The sequence below is a fragment of the Tabrizicola sp. M-4 genome (genome assembly GCF_051132405.1).
Taxonomy (GTDB): Bacteria; Pseudomonadota; Alphaproteobacteria; order Rhodobacterales; family Rhodobacteraceae; genus Paragemmobacter.
The window spans coordinates 2777234-2801003 of record NZ_CP128606.1 but is presented as its reverse complement, the minus strand read 5'-3'; the positions used below and the strand labels follow the sequence as shown (position 1 = coordinate 2801003).

General features: G+C 67.4%; 25 protein-coding genes and 1 tRNA gene. 13 read left to right on the top strand and 13 right to left on the bottom strand.

Going from position 1 to position 23770, the window contains the following annotated elements; genetic code table 11:
- The first annotated feature begins 41 nt into the window (after positions 1-41).
- Entirely contained in the window at positions 42-551 is a 510-nt protein-coding gene (locus TabM4_RS13680) for a CarD family transcriptional regulator (protein WP_434613337.1), read from the top strand.
- 202 nt (positions 552-753) lie between these two features.
- On the opposite strand, the gene cobS is transcribed toward TabM4_RS13680, so the two are convergent.
- Complete coding sequence (gene cobS, locus TabM4_RS13675) at positions 754-1512, bottom strand: adenosylcobinamide-GDP ribazoletransferase (RefSeq protein WP_434613334.1); 759 nt, start codon at positions 1510-1512, stop codon at positions 754-756.
- An 83-nt stretch (positions 1513-1595) separates the two neighbouring features.
- Here cobS and cobT point away from each other — a divergent pair, with 83 nt between their 5' ends.
- Positions 1596-2612, top strand: a complete 1017-nt coding sequence (gene cobT / locus TabM4_RS13670; RefSeq protein ID WP_434613331.1) for a nicotinate-nucleotide--dimethylbenzimidazole phosphoribosyltransferase — start codon at positions 1596-1598, stop codon at positions 2610-2612.
- Between the two features lie 22 nt (positions 2613-2634).
- On the opposite strand, the gene TabM4_RS13665 is transcribed toward cobT, so the two are convergent.
- Positions 2635-4623: a cation:proton antiporter domain-containing protein gene (locus TabM4_RS13665; protein ID WP_434613328.1), complete on the bottom strand. Its 1989-nt coding sequence runs from the start codon at positions 4621-4623 to the stop codon at positions 2635-2637.
- Between the two features lie 94 nt (positions 4624-4717).
- Positions 4718-7591, bottom strand: a complete 2874-nt coding sequence (locus tag TabM4_RS13660) for a translation initiation factor 2 (RefSeq protein WP_434613325.1) — start codon at positions 7589-7591, stop codon at positions 4718-4720.
- A gap of 178 nt (positions 7592-7769) precedes the next feature.
- On the opposite strand from TabM4_RS13660, the gene TabM4_RS13655 reads away from it, so the two are divergent.
- Positions 7770-8477, top strand: coding sequence for an SIMPL domain-containing protein (locus TabM4_RS13655; protein WP_434613322.1), 708 nt, complete (start codon positions 7770-7772; stop codon positions 8475-8477).
- A 42-nt stretch (positions 8478-8519) separates the two neighbouring features.
- Here the strand turns inward: TabM4_RS13655 and TabM4_RS13650 are convergent, their stop codons facing one another.
- Entirely contained in the window at positions 8520-9812 is a 1293-nt protein-coding gene (locus tag TabM4_RS13650; RefSeq protein WP_434613319.1) for an O-acetylhomoserine aminocarboxypropyltransferase/cysteine synthase family protein, read from the bottom strand.
- A 183-nt stretch (positions 9813-9995) separates the two neighbouring features.
- Here TabM4_RS13650 and TabM4_RS13645 point away from each other — a divergent pair, with 183 nt between their 5' ends.
- On the top strand, positions 9996-10409 hold the full coding sequence (locus TabM4_RS13645) for a VOC family protein (RefSeq protein WP_434613316.1): 414 nt from the start codon (positions 9996-9998) through the stop codon (positions 10407-10409).
- Between the two features lie 150 nt (positions 10410-10559).
- Here the strand turns inward: TabM4_RS13645 and TabM4_RS13640 are convergent, their stop codons facing one another.
- On the bottom strand, positions 10560-11012 hold the full coding sequence (locus tag TabM4_RS13640; RefSeq protein WP_434613314.1) for an Lrp/AsnC family transcriptional regulator: 453 nt from the start codon (positions 11010-11012) through the stop codon (positions 10560-10562).
- A gap of 73 nt (positions 11013-11085) precedes the next feature.
- Between TabM4_RS13640 and TabM4_RS13635 the strand changes: the two genes are divergently transcribed.
- Positions 11086-11685: a LysE family translocator gene (locus TabM4_RS13635; RefSeq protein ID WP_434613311.1), complete on the top strand. Its 600-nt coding sequence runs from the start codon at positions 11086-11088 to the stop codon at positions 11683-11685.
- A 183-nt stretch (positions 11686-11868) separates the two neighbouring features.
- Here the strand turns inward: TabM4_RS13635 and TabM4_RS13630 are convergent, their stop codons facing one another.
- The 3 genes from TabM4_RS13630 to TabM4_RS13620 form a co-directional block, all read right to left on the bottom strand.
- On the bottom strand, positions 11869-12852 hold the full coding sequence (locus tag TabM4_RS13630; RefSeq protein WP_434613308.1) for a hypothetical protein: 984 nt from the start codon (positions 12850-12852) through the stop codon (positions 11869-11871).
- Positions 12853-12872: 20 nt separating this feature from the next.
- A complete protein-coding gene (locus TabM4_RS13625) occupies positions 12873-13667 on the bottom strand; it encodes a dimethylarginine dimethylaminohydrolase family protein (protein WP_434613305.1) in 795 nt (264 codons plus the stop codon).
- 28 nt (positions 13668-13695) lie between these two features.
- A tRNA-Tyr gene (locus TabM4_RS13620) sits at positions 13696-13779 on the bottom strand.
- Positions 13780-13872: 93 nt separating this feature from the next.
- Between TabM4_RS13620 and rlmB the strand changes: the two genes are divergently transcribed.
- The 3 genes from rlmB (at position 13873) to TabM4_RS13605 (ending at position 15857) form a co-directional block, all read left to right on the top strand.
- Positions 13873-14706, top strand: coding sequence for a 23S rRNA (guanosine(2251)-2'-O)-methyltransferase RlmB (gene rlmB / locus TabM4_RS13615; protein ID WP_434613302.1), 834 nt, complete (start codon positions 13873-13875; stop codon positions 14704-14706).
- Positions 14707-14870: 164 nt separating this feature from the next.
- On the top strand, positions 14871-15284 hold the full coding sequence (locus TabM4_RS13610; protein WP_434613299.1) for a CoA-binding protein: 414 nt from the start codon (positions 14871-14873) through the stop codon (positions 15282-15284).
- A 393-nt stretch (positions 15285-15677) separates the two neighbouring features.
- Positions 15678-15857, top strand: a complete 180-nt coding sequence (locus TabM4_RS13605) for a hypothetical protein (RefSeq protein ID WP_434613296.1) — start codon at positions 15678-15680, stop codon at positions 15855-15857.
- Positions 15858-15877: 20 nt separating this feature from the next.
- Here the strand turns inward: TabM4_RS13605 and TabM4_RS13600 are convergent, their stop codons facing one another.
- On the bottom strand, positions 15878-16189 hold the full coding sequence (locus TabM4_RS13600) for a phosphoribosyl-ATP diphosphatase (RefSeq protein ID WP_434613293.1): 312 nt from the start codon (positions 16187-16189) through the stop codon (positions 15878-15880).
- Positions 16186-16947 (bottom strand): imidazole glycerol phosphate synthase subunit HisF, encoded by a 762-nt coding sequence (gene hisF / locus TabM4_RS13595; protein ID WP_434613290.1) that lies wholly within the window; start codon positions 16945-16947, stop codon positions 16186-16188. Before hisF ends, TabM4_RS13600 begins: the two co-directional genes overlap by 4 nt.
- 74 nt (positions 16948-17021) lie before the next feature.
- Between hisF and TabM4_RS13590 the strand changes: the two genes are divergently transcribed.
- A complete protein-coding gene (locus tag TabM4_RS13590; RefSeq protein WP_434613287.1) occupies positions 17022-17924 on the top strand; it encodes a hypothetical protein in 903 nt (300 codons plus the stop codon).
- Here the strand turns inward: TabM4_RS13590 and TabM4_RS13585 are convergent.
- Both TabM4_RS13585 and hisA read right to left on the bottom strand, forming a co-directional pair.
- Positions 17921-18202, bottom strand: coding sequence for a hypothetical protein (locus TabM4_RS13585; RefSeq protein ID WP_434613284.1), 282 nt, complete (start codon positions 18200-18202; stop codon positions 17921-17923). The genes TabM4_RS13590 and TabM4_RS13585 overlap by 4 nt on opposite strands.
- A 1067-nt stretch (positions 18203-19269) precedes the next feature.
- Entirely contained in the window at positions 19270-19989 is a 720-nt protein-coding gene (gene hisA, locus TabM4_RS13580; RefSeq protein WP_434613281.1) for a 1-(5-phosphoribosyl)-5-[(5-phosphoribosylamino)methylideneamino]imidazole-4-carboxamide isomerase, read from the bottom strand.
- Between the two features lie 160 nt (positions 19990-20149).
- On the opposite strand from hisA, the gene TabM4_RS13575 reads away from it, so the two are divergent.
- The gene (locus TabM4_RS13575; RefSeq protein ID WP_434613278.1) at positions 20150-20545 is read left to right on the top strand and encodes a DUF2147 domain-containing protein; all 396 of its coding nucleotides are present in this window, start codon (positions 20150-20152) and stop codon (positions 20543-20545) included.
- A gap of 75 nt (positions 20546-20620) precedes the next feature.
- Here TabM4_RS13575 and TabM4_RS13570 read toward each other — a convergent pair whose 3' ends face one another.
- Positions 20621-20926, bottom strand: a complete 306-nt coding sequence (locus tag TabM4_RS13570) for a hypothetical protein (RefSeq protein WP_434613275.1) — start codon at positions 20924-20926, stop codon at positions 20621-20623.
- Positions 20927-21113: 187 nt separating this feature from the next.
- Here TabM4_RS13570 and TabM4_RS13565 point away from each other — a divergent pair, with 187 nt between their 5' ends.
- The 3 genes from TabM4_RS13565 to TabM4_RS13555 all read left to right on the top strand — a co-directional run bounded on the left by TabM4_RS13565 (position 21114) and on the right by TabM4_RS13555 (position 23644).
- Positions 21114-22457: an 8-oxoguanine deaminase gene (locus TabM4_RS13565; RefSeq protein WP_434613272.1), complete on the top strand. Its 1344-nt coding sequence runs from the start codon at positions 21114-21116 to the stop codon at positions 22455-22457.
- Positions 22458-22469: 12 nt separating this feature from the next.
- The gene (locus tag TabM4_RS13560) at positions 22470-22781 is read left to right on the top strand and encodes a ribonuclease E inhibitor RraB (protein ID WP_434613269.1); all 312 of its coding nucleotides are present in this window, start codon (positions 22470-22472) and stop codon (positions 22779-22781) included.
- An 89-nt stretch (positions 22782-22870) separates the two neighbouring features.
- Positions 22871-23644, top strand: coding sequence for a formate/nitrite transporter family protein (locus TabM4_RS13555; protein ID WP_434613266.1), 774 nt, complete (start codon positions 22871-22873; stop codon positions 23642-23644).
- Positions 23645-23770: the final 126 nt, after the last annotated feature.

Sequence of the window (23770 nt, the reverse complement as noted above, 5' to 3'; positions counted from 1 at the left end):
TTGTCGCGTGAGGCAGGCGGTCCATTCGAGGATTCGACTGAATGACCAAGACCAAAAAGCCCGAGTTCCGTCCCAACGAATTCGTGGTCTACCCGGCGCATGGCGTGGGCAAGATCATCTCGATCGAAGAGCAGGAAATCGCGGGGCTCCATCTGGAGCTTTTCGTCATCTCCTTCGAGAAGGACAAGATGACCCTGCGCGTTCCTACGCACAAGGCGACCGAGATCGGGATGCGGCAGCTGTCCTCGCCCGACATCGTGACGAAGGCGCTGGATACGCTGAAGGGCAAGGCCCGGGTGAAGCGGGCGATGTGGTCGCGCCGCGCGCAGGAATATGAGCAGAAGATCAATTCGGGCGATCTGCTTTCCATCGCGGAAGTTGTGCGGGATCTCCACCGCACCGATGACCAGCGCGAACAGAGCTATTCCGAGCGTCAGCTTTACGAAGCTGCGCTGGAGAGGCTCACTCGTGAGGTTGCGGCGGTTTCCGGTGTGGACGAGGCCGGGGCACAGAAGAAGGTCGATGATGTGCTGCTGAGCCGCGCCGCCTGATATTTCTTATGGGTTTCGCAGGGGCCGTCGGGAAACCGGCGGCCCTTTTTGCTTGCAGGCGTGACCCGGCGGAGCCGCTGGTGCGGCGGGTTTCCTTCTCCCATTCGAGGCCTTCGTAGCGCATGGAGTCCCAGGGGGATGCCCGCCCCCGACGGCGTGCCTCCATCACCCCCGGGGGATTGGGCTCGGGACAGAGGGGCGTTCAGGCGAGATGGGCTGCGGCGAAGGCAAGTGCGGCAGCCTCGGCTAGTTGCTGGGATGCGCCGAGAATGTCCCCTGTCTGGCCACCGATGCGGTTACGCGCTGCGCGGGCAAGGAAGGCGGTCGTGGCGGCGGCGGCGAGGACCATAGACAGGATGGCGCTTCCGGTTGCCAGGAGGGCGATGATGACGGTTACGGCGAGGGCCGTGAGGACGGCATAGCGGGGGGGGCTGCCGGTGATGTGGGAGAGGCCCGTGCCCCGCGCATTGGGCAGGCCGGCGATGAGGACGACCATGGGCGCGCGGGAGATGGCCCCTGCCGCGATGAGTGCGGCCCAGTGTTGGCCTGCGGTGATGAGGGTGGCGAGGGCCGACCAACGGATCAGGGTGACAAGGAGCAGTGCGAGTGTCCCGTAAGAGCCGATGCGGCTATCCTTCATGATCTCCAGTCGCCGCTCCTTGGTTTGACCGCCCATGAGGCCATCGGCTGTGTCGGCGAGGCCGTCTTCGTGCAGGCCGCCCGTCAGCAGGGCGGTGGTGACGAGGGCAAGCGCTGCAGCGGGGCCTGCGGAAAGGCCGAGGGCCAAGGCAGCAGAGGTGGACATCGCGGCGAGCGCACCGATGGCGGCCCCCACCACGGGCCAGGCCCAGGCGGCGCGGGGGGAGGGGGCAGCGCGCATCGTGACCGGGAGGCGGGTGAGCAAGGAAAAGGCCGCGGCGAGGTCTGCCAATGCGCTGGCGGCGGTGTCGCGGTTGGTCATGGGGGTGTCCTTTCCCGGCTGGCCTTTGCCTGCGCCACCAGTTAGCCAAGCCGGGGACGACCTTCAACGATGGACCTTTGCCGATGACCTTTTCCTTTGCCTCGCTTTCCGAATTCCATGCCCTTCTGGTGGCGGCCCCCGCGGCGGACGCGGCCGCCCGAGCGGCGGCGCTGGCGCGCAACGGGCAGTTGACCAAACCGCCGGGGGCGCTGGGTCGGCTGGAGGATCTGGCGGTGTGGTTTGCGGGCTGGCAGGGGACGGATCGCCCGCGTTGCGACCGGCCTCAGGTCCTTGTCTTTGCAGGCAATCACGGGGTGGTGGCGCAGGGCGTTTCTGCCTTTCCTGCCGAGGTGACGGTGCAGATGGTGGCGAATTTCCGCCACGGAGGGGCGGCGATCAACCAGTTGAGCCGCGCCTTTGGGGCGGAGATGGCAGTGCATGCGCTGGACCTTGACCGCCCCACCGTCGATTTCACGACTGGGCCTGCGATGGACGAGGCCGAGGTCGTGGCCGCGCTGCGCTGCGGTTGGGATGCGGTGGATCCGGGGGCGGATGTACTTGTGACAGGCGAGATGGGGATCGGAAATACAACGTCCGCGGCGGCGCTGGCGGCGGCGCTGTTCGGGGGGGAGCCGGGCGGCTGGGTCGGGCGCGGGACGGGTGTTGATGATGCGGGGCTGGCGCGCAAGGCCGATTCCGTTGCGCGGGGGTTGGCGTTGCATGCAGGGGTGCTGGATGACCCGCTGGAGGTACTGCGCTGCCTTGGCGGGCGGGAGTTGGCGGCCATGGCCGGGGCAATCGCGCGGGCCCGCGTGGAACGGGTGCCCGTTGTGCTGGACGGGTTCATCTGCACGGCCTCGGCGGCGGTGTTGGAACGGGCAGTGCCCGGCGCGCTGGATCATTGCGTCGCGGGCCATGTGAGCGCGGAGGGAGGTCATGGGCGGCTGCTGGCGGCACTCGGGAAGGAGCCGCTTCTGAACCTTGGGCTGCGGTTGGGCGAAGGGTCGGGCGCGGCGCTGGCCTTGGGCGTGGTGAAGGGGGCGCTTGCCTGCCATTCGGGCATGGCGACCTTTGCCGAGGCGGGGGTGGCGGGGGGCTGAGCGCTCTGCCGACGGTGCGGGATCAGGAGACCTCGGCTTTGGGCCCGCGGTCGGCGGGGAGGTCATCCTCCGCCTGATCGGCCGCAGCTTCGGTGAAGGGGGCGGGGACGTCCTCGCCGGGCATGGGGCGCGTTTCGTAAAGTTCGTCGATCAGGGCGGTTTCGATATCTCGGTCAAGCTGCTTGGCGCGTTCGACATAGGCATCGTTAAGATGGACGGGCTGCCCGGGCACCCAAAGGCTGGCCAGATCGCGCATCGCGGCCCGGTCCACCTTGAAATAGGTCTGCGACAGCTTGGCTGCCTCGTATTCCGTGAAGCCCATATTTTCTAGGACATAGCGGCCGGCACGGATCGAGGAGTCGAAGGTCTCGCGCACGATGTCATTCGCACCCGCCTGATAGAGTTCATAGACATGTACGCGGTCGCGTGCGCGGGCGACGATGTGGATGTCGGGGCGCTGGCCACGGGCGTAGCGGACGATCCGGGTGGCGTTGTCGCGGTCGTCTACCGCGACGACGAGGATGGCGGCCTCGGCCAGACCCGCGCTTTCCAGTAGGGCGGGATTCGAGGGGTCACCGAAAAAGCCCTTTACGCCGAAGCGGCGCATCGTTTCGATTGTGGCCATGTCACTGTCGAGGACGACGGTGGAAAGGCCGGACATGCGCACGAGGCGGTTCACCACCTGACCGAAGCGTCCGATACCCGCGATGATGACGCGGCCCTTCTCGTCGATCGTATCGGGCGTTGCCTGTGGCGAGCGGGCACGCTGGCGGCGGGCAAGCTGTTCATAGGCGAGGAACAGGAGCGGGGTAAACAGCATGGACAGGCTTACCACAAGAAGGGCAATTTGCCCCTGATGCAGCGACAGGATGCCCTGCTGGCGCGCGAAGCTGACAAGGACGAAGCCGAACTCCCCCGCCTGCGCAAGGCCGAGCGCGAAAAGCCAGCGGTCATGCGCGCGCAGGCCGAAGACCATTCCCAGCGCCAGCAGGACGAAGGCCTTGACGGCAATCAGGCCAAGGGCCAGACCAAGGATGGTGATGGGCTCACCCAGCAGGGTGCGGGTATCGATCCCGATGCCCACGGTCATGAAGAAAAGGCCGAGGAGCAGCCCCTTGAAGGGTTTGATATCGGCCTCGATCTGGTGGCGGAACTCCGAGTTGGCGAGGACAACCCCGGCCACGAACGTGCCGAGCGCAGGCGAAAGCCCCACCAGCATCATCAGGAAGGCGATGCCCAGCACGATGAGCAGCGAGATGAAGGTCGACATCTCGGGTAGACGGGCCGCATGGACAAATCGGAACACCGGGCGCGACAGGAAATGTCCCGCCAGGACGATGCCCCCAACGATGGCGAGGGTCAGCAGGGTTGTGGCCCAGTTGGGCAGTTGCTCGATCAGTGTGAGGAGCGGTTCTGCCTTGCCTTCGGCGTCATGAGAGGCGGAGTCGGCTGCGTTCTGGATGCCGAACAGGTTGGATGTGGGGCCGATAATGGCAGGCAGGGCCAGAAGCGGTAGGAAGGCCAGCATCGGGATGACCGCGATATCTTGGGTGAGAAGGACCGAGAAAGAGGCGCGCCCCCCCGCCGTGCGCATCAGGTTCTTTTCGCTGAGTGTCTGCAAGACGATGGCGGTCGAGGAGAGCGACAGGATCAGGCCGAACGTCAGGGCCACCTGCCAGGCAAGGCCAAGCAGGAGGGTGCAGATCAATCCGATGGCCGCGGCAGTGAGGATCACCTGGGCGCCACCCATGCCGATGAGGCGGGCGCGCATGTCCCAGAGCGTGCGGGGTTCAAGTTCCAGGCCGATCAGGAAGAGCATGAGGACGACGCCGAATTCAGCGAAGTGCTGCAGATCGGCGGTATCTGCACCGGCCAGTCCGAAGACAGGGCCTACGAGTATGCCCGCAGCCAGATAGCCCAGAACAGAGCCGAGCCCCAGTCGCATGGCAAGGGGCACCACAAGGACCGCGGCGCCCAGATAGATGCTGGCTTCGAGCAGGAAACCTTCCATGCCGTTCCTTCCAAAGCCCAAGGCAGGCCATGATCACAGCAAGTTTGAGCCCAAGTCGCGGGCGACCGCAACGCCCCTTGCACAGGCTGCGCGATCAGCTGTTAGGAAGTTCCAGGACGATCATGCGCCCGCGCTTTTCATAGCGCAGTTCCGATGCGGTGATGGCCGCGACGCGGCCCCCGTCCAGACGGTCGCCGACAGACACCTTGATGTAGCGCCCGTTCGGATTGCGCACGAGGGCGTAACGGTCGGCAGAGGTGCCATAGACGCCGATCAGGTTCATTTCCCGCAGGTTGATGGCGTTGCGCAGTGTGGCCTGTTGGGCAACGTTGGCCGAGGCTGGGATGCGCGGGGCGGTGGCCACGACCTCTGGTTCTTCCTCGGTCTCGGGGGTGACCTCTGCCTCGGGCGGTTCAGGATCGGGCTGGCGGATCGCGGCTGCGACTGCAGCCGCCACAGCGAGGTTCATGTCCTCGGGGCGGGCCGCGGGGCGGCGCGATATGGCAAGGCCAAGGGGAGTAACGGTGCCTTCGGGCGCGACAAGGGCAAGGCTGGGATTGCCGGAGGCGGGCGTGCTCGCGGGCTGCAGGAGGCCAGCCGCGGCTGCCCGTTCTGTAAGCGAGGCCGGTCGGGCATTGGGGCGAATCGAAGCGATGCGCGAATCATCCTGCGGCGCGATGGAGGCATCGTCATCCGTGGCCGTTTCGGTGACGGGCGGGACAAGGTTCGCAGGCCGCAGGCGCGGGCGGTTGTCGGCCAGTGCCGGATCGGCGGGGATGGTGAATTCGGGTTCTACCGGGTTGGCCGTGGTTGCCGCCTCGGCGGCGGGGGCGACCTGCGGTGCAGCGGCAATGGTGGCAGGGCGCGGTGGCGGCACGAGGGCGGGTTGCCCCGCGAAAAGCAGAACGCCCTCTGGGGTGGCGATCCCTTCGGGCGTGGGGCGGATGAGGCCGTTCTCGTCGAACTGGTAGACCGTTCCAAAGGGTGGGGGCGGTGCCTGAGGTTGCGGCGGCAGATCCATCCTCGCCGTGGGGGCCTGCAGGGCCACCGGATCGAGCGCTGCGGGCGGCATGTCGCGGGCCGCAAGGAAGATTTCATCCTGCGCCTCGCTGGCCGGGGCATTGGCCGGTGCGGGATCGCCAGCGATGGCTGTCGCTGGGGCCGGGCCATCGGTTGCGGGCGGTGCTTCCTCGGGCGTGAGGGTCACCGATGCTTCTGAGACAGGTTCCGCTGCCGCGTTGGCCTCAGTCTGCACGGGCAGGTCGCCCTCGGCTTCCGCCGGGTCGATCATGTCGGCAAGCATCTCGTCTTCCGGGGCAGGAAGATCGTCGAGAGATACCTGCGTGGCGGCATCGGCGGCGGGCGCGTCGATAGCGGCAACATCCACGGCTTCCGCCGGATCACCATCGCGCCAGCTTACGTAGAAGGAGGAAAGCCCTGCCGCGAGCGCGAGCATGATGAGCAGGATACCTGTCAGGATCAAGCCCAGATGGCGGGGCTTGCCTCGCACCGGCATGGGGCGAGAGCCAAGGCCCTGCGGGCGGCGCGTGGGTTGCGCGGCTTGCTGTGCCACCGCTTCGGCAGTGGCTGCCAAGGCAGGGGGCGCGACGCTGGGCGCGATCTTCGCCTTGCGCCCGCCGGGAATGCTGGGCGCAGTGACAATGCCAGTCATTCCGCGCGGGGCCTTGGTCACGGGCGGCGGCGGTGCTGCCTCGCCGGGGGTTTCATAGCTAAGCTTCGGGACGCGCGGGCCCGTCGCACGCTCTGCGGTTTTGGCGGGGCGCGGCGCATCCGGCGTGGCCGGGCCGAGCGGGGGGGCCACCGGTGCTGTGCGCGGGGCAGGGTCTTGCGTCGGTCCGGCAGGGCGACGGCTGTAGGCCGACAGCGCCGCGCCCGATGGCATCGGCGGCAGGTCATCCTCAACCGACGGGTCGATCAGGACCGAGGTATTCGGGTTGCGTGGGGCGGGCCGCGCCTCCGGCACATCATCCGGAACGTCCAGCGCCATCGGTGCCTCGTCCGCGTCAGAGTGGCGGCCGGAGAGGACGGCGGTCTGGCCACTATGCATCCCGCCGATGGCGGGCGGGTCGCCAGCGCGCAGGGTGGCCGCGATAGCGGCGGGATCGACCGCCGCCTCGGATTGGAAGGCCGCATTTCCCTGCGTGAAGACCGGCTGATCGTCGAAGGGCGGGTCTTCCAGCGGTGTGTCGTCCGGGATCTCCGGTTCGGGTGGTTCTGGGATTTCCAGCGGAACGGGTTCCGGCTCCTGCGGCTCCACTTCGGGCAGCGGATCGTCGGCGGGTGTGATCTCGGGGACCGGCGCCGGTTCGGGTTCGGGCAGGGGTTCGGGTTCGGTAGGCGCGGGTTCCGGGTCGGGCTCCTGCGCGCGAATGGGCGCAGCACTCTGGTCGCCATCGTTCTTATTGCCGCGAAGGCGGATCGCCTCGGCGTCACGTTCGACCGTCTCGCCTTTTTTCAGGATGGATTGAGAGGCACCTGTCGTACCGAACCACGGCTCGCCCGCGAAATCCTCGCCCTCGGCAAGGGCGACGAAGGAGACCGGGTTGAAGCCATGTTCCGCGGCGAAGCTTTCAGCCTCGTCCAGCGTTTCGCGGGCGAGTACGGCCACGGTGACGGTATCGCCCTCGCCGGAATGATCCCAGACGAGATCGGCGACGTCATAAGGTGTCTGCCCCTCCAGCGCGGCGGCAATCTGGGTCTGCCGGGCGGCAGCATCGGGGCCGGGGGCGGGCAGGCGCAGGTATTTGATCTGCGAGGCGGGGATCACCAGTTTGGTGGTGAAGCCTTCGGGCGCGAGGGCAGCTGCCTTGGCCTTCAGATCGGCCAGTGCGGCGGGAAGATCCTCGACATCGAAGGCGGTGCTGCCCAGCTCGGCCCAGCCGCGCCTTGTGCGGTGCAGCAGCGCGATGCTGTCATCGGTGAAGTTCAGGGCGAAATTCGGCTTCATGGGGCGGGTCTAGCACAGCTTACAGAGGGGCGGCACTGCATGCCTGAGGGCGTCTTCTTCCTATAGCAGCTTTTCGCCGAAGGAAAGCACAGGTCACTTTTATCTGACTTGCGATCCTTTGCCCCCAAGGTGGAAAATGTACAAGCTGATGCGGCAGTTCTGGACAGGAGTTCCCCCGATGCGTTTCGTTTCCGCCCTTCTTGTGAGCAGCGCGCTCGCGGTGCCGTTGTCCATGCCGGCCATCGCGCAGGAGGCGCCCGCGCCTGCGACGATCACTGTAACGGGCGAGGGGGTGGTCACGGCCGCGCCGGATATCGCCACCGTCAGTCTTGGCGTGACCTCGCAGGGCGCGACGGCGGCGGAGGCGATGGCGGCCAATACCGCCGCGCTGACCGCGGTGCTGGAGCGGGTGAAGGCAGCGGGGGTGGAGGACCGGGATATCCAGACATCCACCCTGAATCTGAATCCGAACTGGTCGAACAGTGACGGGTCTTCGATGCCGGTGATCCAGGGCTATGTCGCGACGAACGTTCTGCAGATCCGGGTGCGCGATCTGGCCAAGCTTGGCGGGGTGCTGGATGCGGCGATCACCGACGGGGCGAACACTCTGAACGGGGTGAACTTTGGTCTGGCCGAGCCGGAGCCCGCGATGGATGAGGCACGCAAGGCCGCGGTGGCCAAGGCGCGGGCGCGGGCGGAGTTGTTGACGGGGGCAGCGGGCGTGGGGCTGGGGCGGATCGTTTCGATCAGCGAGGGCGGCGGCTATGCGCCGCCGATGCCGATGTACCGGATGGAGGCGGCGATGGCCGATGCGCCAGTGCCAGTGGAAGGCGGCGAGGTGGGGGTGACGGCGAATGTGACCATCACCTGGGAGATTGCCCAGTAAGGGCGGAAGGGGCGCCGAGGGGCGCCCCTTTTGCTTTGCGGATCAGGAGGTTGCCTTGGACAGCGCCTGATCGAGATCGGCGATGATGTCATCGGCATTCTCGGTCCCGATGGACACGCGCACCACGTTCGGGGCGGCCCCTGCCTTGACCTGCTGTTCCTCGGTCAACTGGCGATGGGTGGTGCTGGCCGAGTGGATGATGAGCGAGCGAGTGTCGCCGAGGTTCGCCACGTGGGAGAAGAGTTTCACGTTGTCGATCAGCTTGACGCAGGCGTCGTAGCCGCCCTTGACCGCGAAGGTGAATAGCGCGCCTGCCCCCTTGGGGCAGATGCGCGCCATTCGGTGATGGTAGGGCGAGGAGGGCAGGCCCGCATAGGTGACGTAGTCGATGCGGGGGTCTTTCTCCAGCCATTCCGCGACCTTGCGGGCGTTTTCCACATGCCGGTCCATCCGCAGGGACAGGGTTTCGATCCCCATCAGCGTGTAGTGCGCGCCCTGCGGGTTCATCGTCATGCCAAGGTCGCGCAGGCCCACGGCGATGGAGTGGAAGGTGAAGGCCATCGGGCCGAGTGCCGGGTGGAAGGCCAAGCCGTGATAGGCCGGTTCGGGTTCCGAGAGCGAGGGGAACTTGCCGGATTTCGACCAGTCGAACTTGCCGCTGTCGACCACGATGCCGCCGGTGACGGTGCCGTTTCCGGTGAGGTACTTGGTTGCGGAATGCACCACCAGCGTCGCGCCATGTTCGATGGGGCGGCAGAGATAGGGGCTGGCGGAGGTGTTGTCGACGATCAGCGGCAGGCCGACCTTGTCGGCCACGCCTGCGACGGCATCGAGGTCGGTGATGTAACCCCCCGGATTCGCTATGGATTCGCAGAAGATGGCGCGGGTGTCATCGTCCACCGCCGCCTCGAGAGCGGCAAGGTCGTCGAAGTCGACGAATTTGGTGGACCAGCCGAAGCGTTTGATCGTCTGGCTGAACTGGGTCATCGTGCCGCCATAGAGGCGGGTGGAGGCGATGATGTTTTTGCCCGGCCCCATCAGAGGGAAAAGCGCCATGATTTGAGCGGCATGGCCCGAGGAACAGCAGATCGCCCCGGCCCCGCCCTCAAGCGCGCAGACGCGGTTCGCGAGCGCCGAGACGGTGGGGTTCGTCAGGCGGGAATAGATGTAGCCGACCTCTTGCAGGTTGAAGAGTTTGGCGGCGTGGTCGGCGTCGCGGAAGACGTAGGCGGTGGTCTGGTAGATGGGCACCTGACGTGCGCCGGTGGCGGGATCGGGGGCGGTGCCCGCGTGGATCTGGAGCGTTTCGAAGGCAAGCGGACGGTCGTCGGACATGGGGTTCCCCTCCCAAGGATTGTGACGGCGGGGAGGGTAGGGGATGGCGGGCGGGCTGTGAAGGGGGCGCGGGAACAAAGGGGATTTGCCCCGTTTTCCAAGGGTTTGGCAGAACGGATTTTGCGTCTTGCGGGGCGCGCGGGGAAGAATAGTCTGTCGGCGGGGAGAATGGGGGGACAGGGGATGCTGACGCCGTTTCATTTGGCGATTCACGTGACCGATCTGGAGGCGGCGCGGGCCTTCTATGGCGGGGTGCTGGGCTGTGCCGAGGGGCGGTCGGCGCCGACTTGGGTCGATTTCGACTTCTTCGGCCATCAGTTGAGCCTGCATCTTGGGTCGCCCTTTCCCACGGCCACAACCGGCAGGGTCGGAGACAAGATGGTGCCCATGCCGCATTTCGGTCTGGTGCTGCATCTGCCCGATTGGCAGCGGCTGGCCGAGCGGATGCTGGCCGCCGGGGTGGAATTCGTGCTGGAGCCGCAGGTGCGCTTCGAAGGGCAGCCGGGAGAGCAATGGACGATGTTCTTCCGCGATCCGGCGGGGAATCCGATCGAGGTTAAGGGATTCCCGCGGATGGAGGGGGTTTTTGCCCATTAGGGCAAGGGCTTGGCCGAAAGTGACCGTGCCGGAAGCTGTGCCGCAAACCGTACCGCAAAGTGTACATACAAAATCGGGCAGAGATGGACGTGGAATCTTGGTTAAGGGTGCGTGGCTGCACAGGGGCCAAGGTTTCGCTGCGGGCGGGCGCTAGGCCCTTTCGTCCTTCGGGCTGCCCATGACGACGAAGGTTGTGATGGACTGCACCTGCGGCAGGGTGCCCAGAACCTCGGTATGCCAGTGCTTGTAGGCGGCGAGATCGGTGCATTCGACGCGCAGCAGATATTCCACCGTGCCGGTGATGTTGTGGCATTCGGTGACCTGCGGGGCGCGGGAGACGGCGCGTTCGAAAGCCTCCTGGCTGGCCTTGGTATGGGTGTTGAGGCCCACGGTCACGTAAGCCGTGAAGCCGATGCCGAGTTGGGCCGGGTCGAGGACGGCGCGGTAGCCCTTGATGAGACCCGACCTTTCCATCTCTTGCACGCGGCGGAGGCAGGCGGAGGGGGACAGACCTACCCGTTCGGCGAGGATCAGGTTAGGCATCCGGCCATCGCGGCGGAGTTCGCGCAATATGCGGGTGTTTATGTCGTCCATCTTCGTCATTTGTTGTGAAGGATGCGCATCAAGCGCTGCATTTGCAATCCCGTGGCGTTGATGATGTGCGAAAGATTGCGCCATGACATATGAGCTTTTCCTTGCCCTGCTGGGCTTTGCCTTCGTCACCTCGGTCACGCCGGGGCCGAACAACATGATGCTGCTGGCCTCGGGCGTGAATTTCGGGCTGCGGCGGACGGTGCCGCATATGATCGGGATTTCGGTGGGCCATTCGGTGATGGTGTTCCTTGTGGGGCTTGGGGTGGCGGGGGTGTTTCTGGCGCATCCTGTGGCTTTGACCGCGCTGAAGGTGGCGGCTGTGGGATACATGCTGTGGCTGGCATGGAAGATCGCGCGATCCGGCGCGCCCGGGGAGGGGCGCGCGGCGGGGCAGCCGATGACCTTTCTGCAGGCGGCGGCGTTTCAATGGGTGAACCCGAAGGCATGGGCCATGGCGCTGGGCGCAGTGGCGGCCTATGTGCCGGAGCCTTCGGTCGGGGCTTATGCGGCGGTGGCGGGGGTGTTCGCGCTGGTGAACCTGCCGTCGGTCGCGGTCTGGGCGGCGGCGGGGCAGGGGTTGCGGCGCTGGCTGGAGGGGCCGGGGCGGTTGCGGGTGTTCAACTGGGGGATGGCGGGGTTGCTGGTTCTGTCGCTGATCCCGGTGGTCGGGATGGAGATGTGAGGTGGGCGGGGTGAACCCCGCCCTACGGTGGCGGGTGAGGGGTATGGGGGTGGCGTGTGGCGGGTGAGTGGTGACGGTTGTATGGTGTGGCGGGGTGAACCCCGCCCTACGGGTGCGGGGGGCACCGTCGGAAGGAGGCCGTGACGGGTAGGGCGGGGTTCACCCCGCCGCCCCGGTGGGGGTTCACCGTGTCCAGAGGCCCGCGCGCTTGATCGTGTTGCGGATGGCCTGTTCCTTGCGCGGCAGGTCGGCGCGGTCGAAGAGGGCGCGCACCTCGCGGCCTTGGCCCTTGTAGAGCATCTTCTTGAACGGCGGGTATTGGGTGAGGACCTGTTTCACGCGCTTGTCGTTGGCGGCCTGTTCCATCACCGCGACGGCATGGTCGCTTTCGCGCGCGAAGAAGAGGGGCAGGATGCGCCAGTGGCAGGTGAGCGCACCGTCGAGGCCCGCGAGATCGGGCCCGGGCCGCCCGCCGCCGAGGGCGTGGATGACAAGGGGGAGCGCCACCTGATCGAGCCATGGGTCGAGTGACTGGCAGGCCAATTCGGGGCCGGGCGCGCGGGCGATCTCGGTGGCGTATTTCAGGAAGAGGTCGCCGAAGCGGCGCGGGCTTTCATGCAGGAACCAGCCCGCGTTGAAATAGAGGTAGCGCTGCCAGTATTCATCGGGCTGGCTGCTGTCGAGCGAGGTTTCGAAATCGAGGCCGAAACGGCGATAGAGGCTGTGCCAGATGGCGCTGTAGCCGGGGCCGTAGAGTTCGATCTGCGGCCAAGTCCCCTCGCGCTTCATCGAGGCGGAGGGGCGGGAAAAATCGGGCCTCAGGGTGGAGAGGTCGCCGGTGATGATCGTGTCGGTGTCGAGAAACAGGAAGGGCGCGTCGGGGATATGGGCCAGCGCCTCGATCTTGTTGCCATGGGGGTAGGCGGCACCGAAGGCGCGGCTGTCGAAGGGGATGATCTCTGCGCCGAGATCGGCGAGCAGGTCGAGCGTGGCGGCGTCGGTGATCTGGGGATTGTCCTTGCCCCAGAGCGGGCCGGGGCGCGGGGTGGCTATGAGGAGGCGACCCGTGAAGCCGGGGCTCTGCGCGCGCAGGGTGGCGGCGAGAAGGACGGCCTCGTATTGAAGCCGTCCCGATTGGCCGATGCAGAGGATGTTGAACGCGGTCACTGGTGACGCCCCGGGCGGGATCAGGAGGGGGTGAAGCGCAGCGAGAGGCAGGACATGCCGCCGTCGAGTTTGGCGCATTCGGAATTGCCGATCTCCACCACGGTGAAGCCTGCCTGTTCGATGCGGGCCTTGGTTCCGGGGAAGCCTGCGGGCATCAGCACCACCTCGTTGAAGCGGATGGTGTTGGCGGCGGCCTCTTCGCCCGGCGCGGTGTGGATGACGGTGTAGCCCTCGAAGCAGCCGGAGGCGGAGAGGCGTTCGGTGGAGAGGATGGTTTCGGCGTCCAGAAGCGAGCAGTCGGTCTTGAAATGCAGGACGCCGGGGGGGGTGTGGACTTCGCGCAGGGCGTGGCCCCATGCGGTGACGATGGCGCGGAGTTCGGCGATTCCTGCGGCATCGGTGCGGGCGGATTGGCCCACGAGGATTTCGCGTTCGGTGACGAGGATGTCGCCGCCTTCGATGGTGCCGGGGCCTTCGATGCGGGCGATGGTGGTGTAGAGGGCGCGCAGATGCGGTTCCATCTCGGCCGCTTCGCCAAGGCGGGTGGGGGCGCCGGGGCGCATGATGATGGCGCCTTGCGGGAGGCAGAGGGCGGTATCCTCGACGAAGACCGAGTCGGGATAGGCGTCGAGCGGCGGGAGTTCGATGACCGTCGCGCCGGTGGCGCGCAGGGTGGCGATATAGGCCGCGTGATGGCCTTCCATCGTGGCGAGGTCGGGCGTGCCGGTATCGACGGCACGCAGCCCTGCGGTGATGCTGGCCGCGGGGCGGCGGGTGATGGCGTGGGTGAAGCGGAAGGATGCGTCTTTTGTCATGATCACCACCCTTTAGCAGAGGAAGGGATGGTGGGCGACCCTGGAATCGAACCAGGCATGGGTCTCCCCGGCGGAGTTACAGTCCGCTGCCGCACCTTGCAGCTCGTCGCCCGACGCGAGGCGGGGGATAGCCGAGGGGGATGGGGGCGTCAAGGTGGAAAGCGGGGAATTCTGGCTTGCATTGGGGACGGTTCGGGGGACATGGATGGGGGGAAGCCAGACGGGGAACGGGACGATGAAGCCGGGCAGCAAGAAGCCGACATGGGTGATCGACAAGGAACGCGCCAAGCGGGCCGAGGCGAAGGAGACGGTCTGGCTGTTCGGTATCCATGCGGTGCGGGATGCGTTGGTGAACCCGGGCCGCGAGAAGCTGCGGCTGGTGGTGACGAAGAACGCCTTCGACCGGCTGGAGGAGGCGATTGCCGCGAGTGGGATGGAGCCGGAGGTGGTGGACCCGCGCAAGTTCGACGTGCCGATCGACGAGGGGTCGGTGCATCAGGGGGCGGCCTTGGAGGTGCGTCCGCTGAACTGGGGGAAGCTGGCGGATGTGGCGATTTCGGGGGCGGGGGCGCCTTTGGTGGTGCTGCTGGACCGGGTGACCGACCCGCATAACGTGGGCGCGGTGCTGCGGTCGGCGGAGGTGTTCGGGGCGCGGGCGGTGATCGCGCCGCGCCACCATTCTGCGCCGGAGACGGGGGCGCTGGCCAAGACGGCGAGCGGGGCCTTGGAGCGGCAGCCCTATCTGCGGGTGACGAATCTGGCCGATGCGATGATCGAACTGAAGGAGATGGGCTACGTCCTGATCGGGCTGGATGGCGATGGGACGGTGCCCTTGGCCGAGGCGATGGCAGGCGTGGGCACGCGGCCCGTGGGGCTGGTGCTGGGGGCCGAGGGACCCGGATTGCGGGACAAGACGCGGGAGACATGCGACGTGATCGCGCGGATCCCGTTCGCGGGGGAGTTCGGGTCGCTGAACGTGTCGAACGCGGCGGCGGTGGGGCTTTATGCGGCCTCGCAGCGCGGCGGCGGCAAGGGATAGGGCAGATCACGAATGCGGGATCGGCTCTTAAATCCGCGACTGCGCCTTCTATGTCACATCACAGGGAGCGGGTTCGGAACACCCGCGTCTCGTTCACTGTCCCTCGTTCCGCGACTGGCGCCCGGCCGCAGAGGCCCGGGCGCCTTTTTCTTCTGGGGGGTGGCATGACAGATGATGATATCCGCCGCATCCTTGGCGCGGTGCGGACCATCGCGGTGGTGGGCTGGTCGCCCAAGCCCGACAGGCCGAGCCATCGGGTGGCGGCTTTCCTGAAGGCCAAGGGGTTCCGGGTGATCCCGGTCAATCCGGGGCAGGCGGGGCAGGAGGCGCTGGGCGAGGTGGTGCGGGCTTCGCTGGCGGAGATCGGTGGCGGGGTGGACATGGTCGACATCTTTCGCCGTTCTGAAGAGGCGGGCGCCGTGGTGGACGAGGCACTCGTGGCGCTGCCGGGATTGCGGGCCGTCTGGATGCAGTTGGGCGTCGTGGATGAGGCGGCCGCGGCACGGGCGCGCGCGGTGGGCGTGGAGGTGGTGATGGATCGCTGCCCGGCCATCGAGATGCCGCGTCTGGGGATGTGAGGGGGCGAAATCTGACGCAGATTTCGCGTCGGAAAATGATGCATTTTCCGGGGTCGCGCTGGGCGCGACGGCGCGAGGCGGAGTTTGTTTCAAACTCCGTCGCGGAATTTGCGTCAAATTCCGCATGTCTGACGCTTGCTGCTGAGATCACCTTTTCGTCGCAGCGGGTCTTGGCACATGTCCGGCGAGCCGAGCATTACCACCCTGCCGCTCCTGCGAGTTGTGCGTGTCCATGATGTCGTGGGGGATGATCCGCCCGATCGGGATGGTGCGGCCTGTGCCGCCTTCTTCCCGTGACCGGGATCAGAAGGCTGTCCGCGGCACGTCGTCTTGTGCGGGAAGTATCGTTCTGCGGTTCTCCGAGGTTTCGTCAAGCGGAGGCAGGGGACGGACATGATCGGGATCACGCGCACTGGCATGCCGGTCAGGAGCGAGATCGACGGCGGTGCAGGGGATGACCTTCTGATCGGAGGCGAGGGGCCGGATTTGGTGCTGGACCGGCCGTCCGATTCCAGCCTGGCGCGGGCCGGGGGGCAACTTTCCGGGTTGGACCGGTCTGATTTCTTGCTGTGATGAACCGAAGCAAAATGCGGTCAGCCGCGCGCCGCCTTTTCGGCGATGCCGGAGGTGCCTTCGCGGCGGTCGAGTTCGGCCAGCACCTCATCCAGCGTCACGTCGCGGGCGGCGAGCATAACGAGCAGGTGGTAGAGGACATCCGCCGCCTCGGCAGTGAGCTTTGCGCGGTCGCCCTTGACGGCCTCGATCACGGCCTCGATGGCCTCTTCGCCGAATTTCTCGGCGCATTTCTCGGGCCCCTTTGCGAGGAGCTTGGCTGTCCAACTCGACTCCGGGTCGGCACCCTTGCGGCTGGCGATGGTGGCGGCGAGGCGGGAGAGGGTGGTCATGCGAGCCTCATGGGGATGCCGGCGGCGGCCATGTGTTCCTTGGCCTGACGGATCGTGTAATCGCCAAAGTGGAAGATGGAGGCGGCGAGGACGGCGGAGGCGCCGCCGATGGTGACCCCCTCGACGAGGTGGTCGAGGGTGCCGACACCGCCGCTTGCGATGACGGGGATGCCCACGGCATCGACGATGGCGCGGGTGAGGGGGAGGTTGAAGCCCGCGCGGGTGCCGTCGCGATCCATGCTGGTGAGGAGGATTTCGCCCGCGCCTTTCGCCGCGACGGTGCGGGCGAATTCGATGGCGTCGATGCCTGTGGGTTTGCGCCCGCCATGGGTGAAGATTTCCCATTTGCCGGGCGATACGGTCTTGGCGTCGATGGCCACGACGATGCATTGGCTGCCGAAACGGTCGGCGCTGCGGGCCACGACGTCGGGGTCTGCGACGGCGGCGGAGTTGAAGCTGACCTTGTCGGCACCTGCGAGGAGGAGGGCGCGGACATCCTCGGGCGTGCGGACGCCGCCGCCGACGGTGAGCGGCATGAAGCACTGTTCGGCGGTGCGGGTGACGAGGTCGAACATCGTGCCGCGGTTTTCGTGGGTGGCGTGGATGTCGAGGAAACAGAGTTCATCCGCCCCGGCGGCGTCATAGGCGCGCGCGGCCTCCACCGGGTCGCCGGCGTCGCGGAGGTCGACGAAGTTCACGCCTTTGACGACGCGGCCATCGGCCACGTCGAGGCAGGGGATGATGCGGGTCTTGAGCATGGGCGCCACCTGGAGTGTTGCGGCGTTCTAGCGCCGTGGGGCAAAAAGGGCCAGTGGGTAGCGAGGGAGATGCCATGCGCGGCGGTCCGGCCTATCTGGTGGCAAGCCTTTGTCTGGGGTGGATCGCGGTCTGGGCGGGGGAGAACCTGTTCTGGACGACGCCCGCGCCGGATCTTCGTCTGCTGGACCTTGGTTTTGTATGGGCGGCCTATTCCGTGGCGGCGGGGGCGGCGCTTTCGGCGGCGATCTGGGCGCGGCTGGGCGGGTGGCGCGGGGCCTTTCTTGGCGCGGCCCTGCTGGGGTTCATGATCGAGGGCGCGATGGTGGGGACGATGTATGAGGCCTTTCCCGCGCAACTTGTCTGGACGCCGCTGGCCTGGCACGCGCTGATCAGTGGGTTAGGCGTGCTGGGGGGTGGGATGGCCCTGCTGCGGAGCGGGGTGCTGTTGCAGGTCCTCGGGATGGTGGGGCTGGGGGTGTTCGGGGCGGTCTGGGGGTTATACTGGCCGCTGGAGGGGAGGGCGCTGGCGGGGCTGGCGGGTATGACGGCCTATCTGGGGCTGGCGGGTGCGGGTGTCGTGCTGGCGTTCTGGCTGCTGTCGCGCCTGACCCTGCCGGGATGGGGGCCTGTATGGCTGTGGCTGGCGCCCGCTGCGATGGGGGTGCTGTGGGCGGTGGGGTCGGTGGTGGAACCGTCTTTGCTGCGCCTTGTCTGGCCGGTGATGGTAGGGGCGACGGTCTGGGCGATGAGGCGGCTGGGCGGTGCGGGATTGGCATTCGGGCCGCCTGTCGGCCGGGGGCGGTGTGGGCTGTTCCTTCTGGCGCCGGGGGTGACGGTGGCGCTGGTGCTGCCGGGATGGGCGATGACGGGCGGGGTGCAGGTGAATGTCCCGATCGCTCTGGTGACCGGTGCTGTGGGGCTTGGGCTGTGGCTCTGGCTGCTGGCGGCGGGGCTGCGGCGCGCGGATGGGGCCTAGCGGACGAGGCGGCGGAGGAGGTGGATCGCGGCGAGCAAGAGGAGCAACGCCGCGAGGAGCGCCGCGACGGGCAGGGTGATCAGGCCGAGCCAGTGCAGGCTGACCGTGGTGGTCAGGAGATCCGAGACATCGGTGCCGAGGAGGCTGCAATTCCGGAAGGAGGCGGCGATGCGATCGCAGCCGAGCGGACCGGACAGCGCCCCGGCCGCCAGCGCGAGGAGGAGCGGGAGGAGGCAGAGGGCAAGCAAAAGGGCGAGGAACAGGTACAGGATGCGCATGCCGGGAGGGTAGCGCGTCGCGGCGGGGTTGTCGCGGGTCTTGGCGGTGGATTGGGGGCCGGTGCGTGGGGTGGGTGAGGGAAGGATGGGTATTTGGGCCGAGACGAAGCAGGCCGAGCGTTAAGGTTAACGGTGGTTGGGCGGGGAAAGGTAGGCGGCGTCGGGGTTGGTGAGGGGCATTAGGGTTAACGATGGCGTCGGGGTTAGGCGAACCGCTTCTGGGTTTTGGGAGCGCGCTTGAGTGAATGGTGGTGTGGGGATTGGTGGTGGGCTGATGGTCGGCGGGACGGATCGGGGGGAGCGGCGGTTTCCGGGTTGGTGGGACGCGGTTGGGTTGCTGGTGGAGTAGGGACTGATGTGGGGACCCACGATTGGCAGGACGCCTTGGGGGCATTGGTGGTTTCGGGGTTGGCGGTGCGCTCGCGATCGGCGCGGTGGCAGCGAGTTGGAGGGACGCATTAGGGTTAACGCTGGCCACGGGGGCGGTGTCGGCTTGGCGGGACGCGGATAGGTTAGCGATGGTTTTGGGCTCAGCGAGGGGTCGCAGGGTTGGCTGGACGCATTAGGGTTAGCCCTGGCCTCGGGGCGGTGAGCGGTGTCGGCTTGGCGGGACGCTGGAGTGTCGGTGGTGTCACGATTGAGGCGAGGCGGCTGGTGGGACGCGGTCGGTGAACGGTGCGTTGGGTTTGGCGCATGGCGCGAGGGCTGGAGCGGCGCGGAAGGAGCCGAGAGCGTTGGGGCAGATCGGAGGCGTCACGCTTGGAGGGAAGGGGCGGGGGCCGGAGGTGTTGGGCCTGCTTCGCGGGAAAGGGGTGTTCGGTTCACGGGTTCGGGGGCTGTGATGGTTCGGCGACCGGGGTAATTGTCGGTACGAGCGGTAGGCGCTGATCCGGAGGGGCTGCGGGCGGTCTCTTTTGGGGTGCTGGAGACGTTTGGGTCTTGGTGGGCGCGGGGATCGCAGCGACCGGATGGCGCGAAGGTCGCGCCTTTGGGTGGATGGCCGGGGCGGCGGCCCGTTCCCGCGGCGGGTTGCGGGAGGCGGAAACGGGATCGGCGGTAGCCCGTGGTCAGGCCTTGAGGGCCTTGAGCGCCGAGGCGAGGTCTATCGCACCGTCATAGAGGGCGCGGCCGGAGATGGCACCTGCGATGATGCCGGTGTCGCGCAGCGCGATGAGGTCTTCCATGCGGGAGACGCCGCCGGAGGCGATGACGGGGATCGTGACGGCGCGGGCGAGGGCCTCGGTCGCCTCGATGTTGGGGCCGCCCATGGCGCCGTCGCGGTCGATGTCGGTGTAGATCAGGGCGGCGACGCCCGCATCCTCGAAGCTGCGGGCGAGGTCGGTGGCCTGCACAGAGGTTTCCTCGGCCCAGCCCTTGGTGGCGACGAACCCCTTGCGGGCGTCGATGCCGACGGCGACCTTGCCGGGGAAGGCCTTGGCGGCATCGCGCACAAGCGCGGGGTTTTCCACGGCGACCGTGCCGAGGATCACGCGGGCGAGGCCTTTTTCCAGCCACATGGCGATGGTGGCCATGTCGCGGATGCCACCGCCGAGCTGGGCGGGGACGGTGACGCGGGCGAGGATCGCCTCCACCGCCTGCGCGTTGACGGGCTGGCCCGCGAAGGCGCCGTTGAGGTCCACGAGATGGAGCCATTCGCAGCCTGCGGCCTCGAACTTGGCGGCCTGAGCGGCGGGGTCGTCGCCGAAGACGGTGGCGGCGGACATCTCGCCGCGCAGGAGGCGGACGCATTGACCGTCTTTCAGGTCGATGGCGGGGTAGAGGATCATGGGTCTTGTCCCTGCGCTGAAGGCTCGGGGGCGCTTTGGCATGGCGGGGGCGCGCGGGCAAGGGGCCTGTGGCGGGGTTGCGACCCAACGTCAGGCTTGATCGGCGGCCGGGCTTGGGGATGATGTTCGGATGTATGGGCCTTTCAGGGAGGAGCGGCCGATGAAGCGGTTTGTGGTGGCGATGATGTTCGGGCTGGGGCTGGCGGGTGCCGCCCATGCGGCGGACCCGGTGGAGGGCATCTGGAAGACGGCCCCCGATGACAACGGCAATTTCGGGCATATCGAGATGAAGCCCTGCGGGGCTGCCTTCTGCGGCACGCTGATCAAGGCCTTTGACGGGACCGGCGCGCAGATCGAGAGCCCGAATGTCGGGCGTCAGATCGTGTGGGACATGATGGCGAGCGGCGACGGGAATTATGAGGATGGCAAGGTCTGGAGCCCGGATCGGGACAAGACCTACAATTCCTACATGATCCTGCAGGGCGATGGGCTGACGGTGAAGGGCTGTGTTCTGGGAATTTGCCGCAATGGCGGGACATGGACACGGGTGAATTGAGGCGCAGGACGCGCGTCCGATGATGCGGGGGGGGGGCGAGGGTGACCTTGCCCCCCTTTTCCTTTGGGCGGCGGTTCAACGCCCGCGCGGGCAGGTGATACGGCCGCGTCTTTCGCCGCTGTCGCCCTGGAAGGTGGCGACGACGGGCGTGCAGCCGGTGACCTGCGCCACGGCGATGAGCATGTGTTCGGGGATCATGTCGCGGTCGCGGGGGGATGCCCAGCCGTGGCGGATGACCTGCACGCGGTTTTGCTTGCGGAACACGGTGTAGTCGCGGCCTGCGACGGTGGTCGTCTGGGGCGTGGCGCCGAAGAAGGCGGGCGAGGGTGAGGCGGTGCAGGCGGCGAGGATGAACGGCAGGAGGAGGATGGGGCGGAACATGGGGAACCTTGGCGACTGGTGACACTGGTCAGGAGGATGGGGCGGTGGGCGCGGGGGGCAAGGTCAGGCTTGGCGCGGGGCGGGGATCGGGCTAGGGTTTTGCTGCCTGCGCCCGAGTCCTTTCCCCCTTCTGTCGGCAGGCGCTTCCCGATCCACCGAAGGGGGTGGGCGAGAAAGGGAGCAATCCATGCCTGACGATGAGATCCTGATCCGGGGCGCGGCGGCGGTCGTGACGATGGATGGCGCGCGGCGCGAGATCGCCGGGGGGGATGTGCTGTTGCGCGGGGGTGTCGTGGCCGCCGTGGGGCAGGGGTTGGCGACCACGGGCGAGGTGGTGGAGGCGGCGGGTTGCGTGGTGACGCCGGGATTGGTGAATACGCATCACCACCTGTACCAGACGCTGACGCGGGCGGTGCCGGGGGGGCAGGATGCGCTGCTCTTCGGCTGGCTGAAGACGCTGTATCCGATCTGGGGGCGGTTCGGGCCGGAGGAGATGTTCGTTTCCGCGCAGGTGGGGTTGGCGGAACTGGCGCTTTCGGGATGTTCGCTGACGTCGGACCATCTGTATCTGTTCCCGAACGGGGCGCGGTTGGATGACACGATCGCGGCGGCGGAGGAGGTGGGGTTGCGGTTCCATCCGACGCGGGGGGCGATGAGCATCGGGGAGAGTGACGGGGGATTGCCGCCGGATGCACTGGTGGAGCGGGAGGCGGCCATCTTGGAGGATTGCATCCGGGTGGTGGACGCGTTCCACGACGCGCGTGAGGGGGCGATGGTGCGGGTGGGGCTGGCGCCCTGTTCGCCGTTTTCGGTGAGCCGGGAGTTGATGCGGGATGCCGCTGTCCTTGCGCGCGACAAGGGAGTGATGCTGCACACCCATCTGGCGGAGAATGACGAGGACATCGCCTATTCGCTGGCGCAGTTCGGATGCCGTCCGGGGCAATATGCCGAGGAGTTGGGATGGACGGGCGCGGATGTCTGGCACGCGCATTGCGTGAAGCTGGATGGTTCGGAAATTGAACTTTTCGGGCGGTCTGGCACGGGGGTTGCGCATTGTCCCTGTTCGAATTGTCGTCTTGGATCTGGGATCGCCCCGGTGCGCGCCATGCGGGATGCGGGGGTGAAGGTGGGGCTTGGCGTGGACGGGTCGGCCTCGAACGATGCGGGGAACCTTGTGGGCGAGGCGCGGCAGGCGATGCTGCTGCAGCGGGTGGCGCGGGGGGCGGATGCGATGGGGGTGCGCGAGGCGCTGGAGATTGCGACGCTGGGGGGCGCGCGGGTGCTGGGGCGGGACGATTGCGGGTCGCTGGAGCCGGGCAAGCGGGCGGATGTGGCGATCTGGGACATGCGGGGTGTGGAGGCGGCGGGGAGTTGGGATCCGGTGGGGGCGCTGCTTTTGTGCGGGCCGAGCCGGGTGCGGCATCTGTTCGTCGAGGGGCGGCAGGTGGTGCGGGATGGCGCGATGGTGACGATCGACCTGCCCCGCGTGGTGGAACGCCAGAACCGTCTGGCGGCGCGGTTGATGGGGTGATAGGCGGGGGGCATGTCGCATAATTTCGAAGCCCAGAGACGCGAGACATTCGCCACCTTCAAGGGGGCCAAGGGCCTGCCTGCGCAGGCGCGGGTGGAGTTCCTGTTTTTCATCGAGGAATTGGACGCGGATTGGGGCGCGTTCGAGAAGGCGTTGAAGGCCAAGGGGTTTCGGACGCGGCGGCTGGAGGATGGCGAGACGCTGGCGGCCGTGTCGGGCATGATCCCGCTGACGCCCGAGGCGGTGTGGGACCGCGAGCGGGTGGCGACCGAGATCGCGTTGAAGCATGATTTCTATCCCGATGGCTGGGAATTGGCCGAATAGGCCGCACCTGCGCCGCGATTGATCTGACGCAAGGCGGGTTCCGGGGTGGCCGGTGCATCTTGCCTGCCGGGAAGCCGGGAGGGAATGCGATGCAGGGAGATGCCTACAGACCGGCGGAGATTGCCGCGCTGATCGAGGGGGCGGGGGTCGCGAAGGCCGCGCTGCCCGCGGGGCGGATGCTGGTTCTGGCGGTGCTGGCGGGGTGTTTCATCGGGTTCGGCGCGGCGGTCTGGGGCGTGGCCATGGCGGGGGTGGACCCCGGTTTCGGCCCGGCGCGGGTGCTGGGGGGCGTGGTCTTTGCGCTGGGCTTGATCCTTGTGGTGGTGGGCGGTGCGGAACTGTTCACCGGGAATGCGCTGATGGTGATGGCGGCGGTGGATGGCCGGATCACCTTGGCCCCGTTGTTGCGGAACTGGGGAATCGTGTGGACGGGCAACCTGATCGGGGCGGTGGGGCTGGCGCTGGCCTTCGGCATGGCGGGGCTGACCGAGGGGCCGATGGGGGCGGTGTTGGCGCGGGCGGCGGAGGGGAAGGCCGCGCTTTCGCCGCTGGAGGCGGTGCTGCGCGGGGCGCTGTGCAATGCGCTGGTCTGTCTGGCGGTCTGGTTGAGTTTCGCGGCGCGGTCGGTGACGGACCGCGTGCTGGCGGTTCTGTGGCCGGTCATGGGGTTCGTGGCGCTGGGGCTGGAACATTCGGTGGCGAACATGTTCCTTTTGCCGCTGGGCTGGCTGGCCGGGGGTGAGGTTGGGCTTGCGGGGGCACTGGGGAACCTGTTCTGGGTGAGCCTTGGCAATGTGATCGGCGGGGCGGGGGGCGTGGCCTTGGCCTATCGCTTTGCCTATCCGGCGATGGCGGGGCGGTAGCGCGGCCTTGCGGATATCCGCGCGGGATGACCCCCTCCCCGGCCCTCCCCCGAAGGCGGGGGAGGGAGTTTGGGACCTCGCCCTTGGTGTCGGGTTGCGGGAGGCAAGGGAAAGGGGCGTTCCGCC